Source organism: Mesorhizobium sp. M2A.F.Ca.ET.039.01.1.1 (genome assembly GCF_003998035.1).
GTDB lineage: Bacteria > Pseudomonadota > Alphaproteobacteria > Rhizobiales > Rhizobiaceae > Mesorhizobium.
On record NZ_RZRY01000397.1, the window covers coordinates 1 to 5,957 of the forward strand.

General features: G+C 64.1%; 7 protein-coding genes and 1 pseudogene. 7 read left to right on the top strand and 1 reads right to left on the bottom strand.

Features of this window, described 5'->3' with window-relative positions; translation table 11 throughout:
* On the bottom strand, positions 1–502 hold a 502-nt coding region (locus EOA24_RS24900), incomplete at its 3' end, for a LysR family transcriptional regulator (RefSeq protein ID WP_127410154.1).
* Between the two features lie 114 nt (positions 503–616).
* Between EOA24_RS24900 and EOA24_RS24905 the strand changes: the two genes are divergently transcribed.
* The 7 genes and pseudogenes from EOA24_RS24905 to EOA24_RS24935 all read left to right on the top strand — a co-directional run.
* A complete protein-coding gene (locus EOA24_RS24905; protein ID WP_126082649.1) occupies positions 617–1,144 on the top strand; it encodes a nuclear transport factor 2 family protein in 528 nt (175 codons plus the stop codon).
* A gap of 35 nt (positions 1,145–1,179) precedes the next feature.
* Positions 1,180–2,290 (top strand): annotated as a pseudogene (locus tag EOA24_RS24910) (aldo/keto reductase).
* Positions 2,291–2,475: 185 nt separating this feature from the next.
* The gene (gene pyrH, locus EOA24_RS24915; protein WP_126082650.1) at positions 2,476–3,198 is read left to right on the top strand and encodes a UMP kinase; all 723 of its coding nucleotides are present in this window, start codon (positions 2,476–2,478) and stop codon (positions 3,196–3,198) included.
* A 90-nt stretch (positions 3,199–3,288) separates the two neighbouring features.
* Positions 3,289–3,843: a ribosome recycling factor gene (frr, locus tag EOA24_RS24920; RefSeq protein ID WP_082037291.1), complete on the top strand. Its 555-nt coding sequence runs from the start codon at positions 3,289–3,291 to the stop codon at positions 3,841–3,843.
* A gap of 30 nt (positions 3,844–3,873) precedes the next feature.
* Positions 3,874–4,593, top strand: coding sequence for an isoprenyl transferase (locus EOA24_RS24925; protein ID WP_126082651.1), 720 nt, complete (start codon positions 3,874–3,876; stop codon positions 4,591–4,593).
* A gap of 12 nt (positions 4,594–4,605) precedes the next feature.
* Positions 4,606–5,421, top strand: a complete 816-nt coding sequence (locus EOA24_RS24930; RefSeq protein WP_126082652.1) for a phosphatidate cytidylyltransferase — start codon at positions 4,606–4,608, stop codon at positions 5,419–5,421.
* A gap of 105 nt (positions 5,422–5,526) precedes the next feature.
* Positions 5,527–5,957: site-2 protease family protein (locus EOA24_RS24935; protein WP_133374598.1), on the top strand; the 431-nt coding region annotated here is incomplete at its 3' end.

Genomic DNA, 5,957 nt, shown 5'->3' on the forward strand with positions numbered 1-5,957 from the left:
TGACGGCTTTGAACGGCGGCGTCATCCTGACGGTGACCATGTCCTGCGCGATCATCTCGCCCAGCCGGACGCCGGCATCAAAACCTTCGCCGACGATATCGATAAGTCCTTGGTCGGCAACGATCTCGACCGTCACATCGGGGTAGCGTTCGGCCATCGCCGCGACCACCGGCGTCACCGCCAGGGGGATCGCTATGTTGGAGGCATTGATCCTGAGCAGGCCGGCCGGCCTTCCCTTCACGCCGCGGATCCGGTCCATCCGTTCGGCGATGTCCTGCAGGGCAGGGCCCGCCGTCTCCACCAGCGCCTTGCCGGCCTCGGTCAGCGAGACGCTGCGCGTTGTGCGGGCGAAGAGCGGCTGGCCGACGCGCTCTTCCACGAGCCGCACCGCATGGCTCACGGCGGATGGACTCATCCCGAGTTCGGCCGCGGCAAGCGCAAAGCCGCCGCGCCGCGCCACGGCGACGATGACCGGCAGATGCGTGAGCAGATCGCGATCCATTCATGAATGATATCGCATAGTCTTTGCGAACAATGCAATCTTATCGTGCTCTCAAGCCAGCCCATATTGGCATCAACACATCGGCGGCGGGCTGATGCCTCAAGGAGAGACGAAATGAATGCGTTGAGACATGTAACCTTTGCGGCTGGCATGGCATTGGCGCCGGTCGATGCCGGTGGAGCCGAGGCGACCGGTTGGCAGGCGCTTGCCGACGAGCGCGCGGTGATCCGCATCGCCGACGCCATCGACCGCGCGGTGGATGCGCAGGACTGGGAGCTGGCGCGCAGCTATTTTGCCGACCGCGTCACCGCCGATTTCAGCAGCCTCTCCGGCCAGCCCGCGGCCAACATCGCCTCCGACGACCTGATCGGCGCCTGGGCGGGCAATCTCAAGGGCAGCAAGACCAGCCTGCATCTGCGCACCAACCATCAGGTCGTGCTCGAGGCCGATGCCGCGACCGTCCATTCCAACGGCTATGCCTGGAACCGGATGGAAGGCAATGGCGACCCGCTCTGGGAGGTCTGGGGCACCTATGAGCATCATTTGACCCGCTCGGCTGCCGGCTGGAAGGTCGACGGCTTTACCTTCCGCATGACGCATGAGCGCGGCAATCCCTGGGTCAAGGCGACCCCCGGCCAGTGACCGGCAGCAAGTCAGTTCAGAATCGGAAGACCACCATGAGCATGACCTATTACACGCTTGGCAACAGCGGGCTGCGCGTCAGCCGGCTGGCGCTCGGCACCATGACCTTCGGCACCGAATGGGGCTGGGGCGCGGACAGGGACGCCGCCCGCGCGATGTTCGACGCCTATGTCGAAGCGGGGGGCAACTTCTTCGATACGGCCGATCTCTATACCGGCGGCACACCCGAGACCTGGCTCGGCGAATTCGTCGCCGAGCGCGGCCTGCGTGACAAGGCTGTGATCGCCACAAAATTCACCATGAATTCCGAAGCCGGCAATCCGAATGCCGGCGGCAATGGCCGCAAGAACATCATGCGCGCTGTGGACGCCTCGCTGAAGCGGCTCGGTACCGACTATATCGACCTTTACCTTCTGCATGTCTGGGATCGCATCACTCCGGCCGAGGAGGTGCTGCGCACGCTTGACGATCTTGTACGCGCCGGCAAGGTGCGCCATATCGGCCTCTCCGACGTGCCGGCCTGGTATGCCGGCCGCGCCCAGGCGATCGCCGAATTGCGCGGCTACGAGCCGGTCTCGGCGCTGCAGCTCGAATACTCGCTGGCCGAGCGCGCCATCGAACATGAATATGTGCCTTTCGCCACCCGTCATGGCGCGGGCATCATGGTGTGGAGCCCTTTGGCCAGCGGGCTGCTCAGCGGCAAATACAGGCCGACGCAAGCCGGGAATGCAGGCCGGCTCGACGGCTTCCGCAACACCACACATCCCGGCTTCCAGAAGTTCAGCGACCGCAACTGGGCGATCGTGGCGGAGCTCGAGAAGGTGGCGGCCGAGCTTAGCCGCAGCATGGCGCAGGTCGCGCTCAACTGGGTGGCGACCCAGCCAGGCATCGGCCTCCGTAATCCTTGGAGCGACGAGGCTCGAGCAGCTCGAGGACAATCTTGGCGCGCTCGATTTTTCGATTCCCGCCGAGCTTCGCAAGCGGCTGGAAGAGGTCAGTGCCATGCCGACGCCGTTCCCGCATTCCTATTTCGGCTCCGAGATCCAGGTGCGGGTGACCGGTGGCGCGGTGACTGGCGACAAGCCGGCAGGCTATTGCCCTCCCGTCATCATCGAAGGCGAAGCGGTCAGCATCTCAAGCGACTGATCGAAAAAGGGCAACTGTTCGAAAGGCGGCAACTGACCGAAAAAGCCTGGAATTTTGCACGAGGGCGCGGCGTGACATCGCCGCGCCCTTCGTGTATCGGGTCAACCCGTCATGACAGCATCGCCGGATGAAGCGGGGGCGGGTTTGCCTCCAAAATTGCCGCGCCGAGATTTGCGAGGATCAAGATGACGGATAAGCCCCTCTATCGACGTGTCGTGCTAAAGGCTTCCGGCGAAGCGTTGATGGGCGAGCAGCATTTCGGCATCGACGTCTCGGTGGTCGACCGCATCGCCGCCGACATTGCCGAGGCGCGCGCGCTGGGCGTCGAAGTGGGCGTCGTCATCGGCGGCGGCAACATCTTCCGCGGCGTCGCCGTCGCCTCGAAGGGCGGCGACCGCGTCACCGGCGACCACATGGGCATGCTCGCCACCGTCATCAACTCGCTGGCGCTGCGCACCTCGCTGAACAAGATCGGCGTCGACGCCGTCGTGCTGTCGGCGATCGCCATGCCCGAACTCTGCGAGAGCTTTTCCCAGCGCCAGGCGACCGCCTATATGAACCAGGGCAAGGTGGTGATCTTCGCCGGCGGCACCGGCAATCCGTTCTTCACCACCGATTCGGCCGCGGCCCTTCGCGCCGCCGAGATCGGCGCCGATGCGCTGTTCAAGGGCACGCAGGTCGACGGGGTCTATTCGGCCGATCCCAAGAAGGACTCCAACGCTGTCCGCTTCGACCGCATCAGCCACGCCGAAGTCATCAAACGCGGGCTTGCGATCATGGATACCGCCGCGATTGCACTTGCGCGCGAAAACAACATTCCGATAATCGTCTATTCAATCCACGAAAAAGGTGGTTTCGGCGATATTCTGAGGGGCGGCGGCCATTGCACGGTCGTCACGGACAAGTAACAGGCCTCGGAATCCGTTAGGCGACTGCGGAACCGCGAACCGAATGACGATAGAAACAGTGAACCCGGCGAACGGGTCGAGGAGATGATCATGAGTGGCGAGTACGAAGACCTGAAGCGACGCATGGATGGGGCGATCGCCGCTTTCAAGCACGATCTGGCTTCGCTGCGCACCGGCCGCGCCTCCAGCAACCTGCTCGACGCCGTCCAGGTGCAGGCCTACGGCACGGCGATGCCGATCAACCAGGTGGCCAACGTGTCCGTTCCGGAGCCGCGCATGATTTCGGTGTCGGTCTGGGACAAGTCGATGGTCAGCGCGGTGGACCGCGCCATCCGCGAGGCCAATCTGGGCTTCAACCCGATCGTCGACGGCACCACGCTCCGGATTCCGCTGCCCGAGCTCAATGAGCAGCGCCGCAAGGAGCTGGTCAAGATCTCGCATGGCTACGCCGAGAACGCGCGCGTCGCGGTGCGCCATGTCCGCCGCGACGGCATGGATTTCCTCAAGAAGGCTGAGAAGGACGGCACCATCAGCGAGGACGATCAGCGCAAGCGCTCCGACCAGGTGCAGAAGCTGACCGACGAGATGATCAGCACGATCGATCACCTGCTTTCCGATAAGGAAGCTGAAATCATGCAGGTTTAGGGTCGGGTTTTCCGGCTCGAAAGCGAGATTATGGCAACGCCCGCGCATGTCGCGATCATCATGGATGGAAACGGACGCTGGGCCAAGGCGCGCGGTCTGCCGCGCCTTGCCGGCCACCGGGCGGGCGTAGAGGCCCTGCGCAAGACAGTGCGCGCCGCGCCCGATCTCGGCATCTCCTACCTGACTGTCTACGCCTTTTCCTCGGAAAACTGGTCGCGGCCGAAATCCGAAGTCAGCGACCTCATGGGTCTGTTGAAGCTGTTCATCCGCCGCGACCTTGCCGAACTGCATCAGAACGGCGTGCGGGTGAGGATAATTGGCGACAAGCAAGGGCTGCAGCCCGACATCAGGGGCCTGCTGCAGGAGGCCGAATCGCTGACCGCCGGCAACGAGGCGCTGACGCTGGTGATCGCCTTCAACTATGGCGGCCGCGACGAGATCGTGCGCACCGCTCGCAAGCTGGCGGATGCCGTCGCGCGCGGCGACATCGCGAGCGACGCGATCACGGCGGAGAGCTTTGCTGCTTCGCTCGACACGCAGGGCATTCCTGATCCTGAACTTGTGATCCGGACGAGCGGCGAGCTCAGGCTGTCGAATTTTCTCCTGTGGCAGGCTGCCTATAGCGAGCTTGTCTTCCTGCCTTGCTATTGGCCGGATTTCAGCCGCGAACATCTGGCCGATGCCTTGCGCGACTTTGCCGGCCGCGAACGGCGCTTCGGCGGGCTCGCCGCCCGCGATGTCGCGCTTTAGGCGACGCCACGCATGAGCAACCTCCAGCAGCGCGTCATCTCGGCAATCGTGATGGCAGCGCTGACGCTTGCGCTCACCTGGCTCGGGGGATTGCCGTTCCGGCTGTTCTGCGGGGCAATCGCGGCGTTGATCTTCTATGAATGGACGCGCATGGCGCGCGCCGGCAACGGCGCTGCGCTCGGCTTCCTGCCGGAAGCGCTGATTCTGATCTTCATCGTCGCGCTGATTGCCGGCGTGCCGGCCTTGTGGCTGTTGCTGTTGATCGCGATCCTGGTGGCGCTCGCAGCCGTCGCCGCCCGGATCAGGAGTGCGGCGCGGTGGGAAGCCTCCGGGGTGGCCTACGCGGCACTATCCGGCTTCTCGCTCGCCTATCTCCGTGACGACAATCATTCCGGGCTGATTGCGATTCTCTTCCTGTTCGCTGTGGTCTGGGCAACCGATATCGCGGCCTATTTCGTTGGCCGCGCGGTCGGCGGCCCGAAACTTGCGCCGTCGATCTCGCCCGGCAAGACACAGAGCGGTGCGGTTGGGGGCGCCGTCGGCGGCCTTGCCGGCGGGCTGCTGCTGGCAATTGCAGCCGGCGCCGGCAATCTCGTTCAGCTCGGACTCGCCGCGCTGACGCTGTCGGTCGTTTCCCAGATCGGCGACCTGTTCGAATCCTGGGTGAAGCGCCGGCATGGTGCCAAGGATTCCAGCAACCTCATTCCCGGCCATGGCGGTGTCATGGACAGGGTCGACGGGCTTGTCGCGGCCGCGCTGGCGCTGTACGTCATTGGTTGGGTCGCGGCGGGCGCCGAGCATCCGGCACTGGGGCTGTTTCCGAACTAAATGACACTACGGTCAAGGCGAAAAACGGCGCGCGCCACGGTTTCGCCCGGATTGATGCCACAGTCGCGGCGGAGTGTCGTGTGCGGGCGAATTTGAGGGCATGAGTTGAACGACATTTTTCACGCGGTCTTCAGCACGCAAGGCTTCGTCCTTGGCACGCTCGTGCCGTTTCTGTTCGTGCTGACCGTGGTCGTGTTCGTCCACGAGATGGGCCACTATCTCATCGGCCGCTGGTGCGGCATCGGCGTGAAGGCCTTTTCCATCGGTTTCGGCCCCGAGCTCGTTGGCTTTAACGATCGCCGCGGGACGCGCTGGAAGCTTTGCGCCATTCCGCTTGGCGGGTATGTCAAATTTGTCGGCGACATGAACGCGACGTCGAGCCAGCCGAGCGCCGAGGAGATCGAATCACTGACCGAGGCCGAGCGCGAGGTCGCCTTCCACACGCAGCCCATCTGGAAGCGTGCCGCGACCGTCGTTGCGGGGCCGCTGTTCAACTTCCTGCTGACGATCGCCGTGTTTGCGGTGCTGTTTTCCCT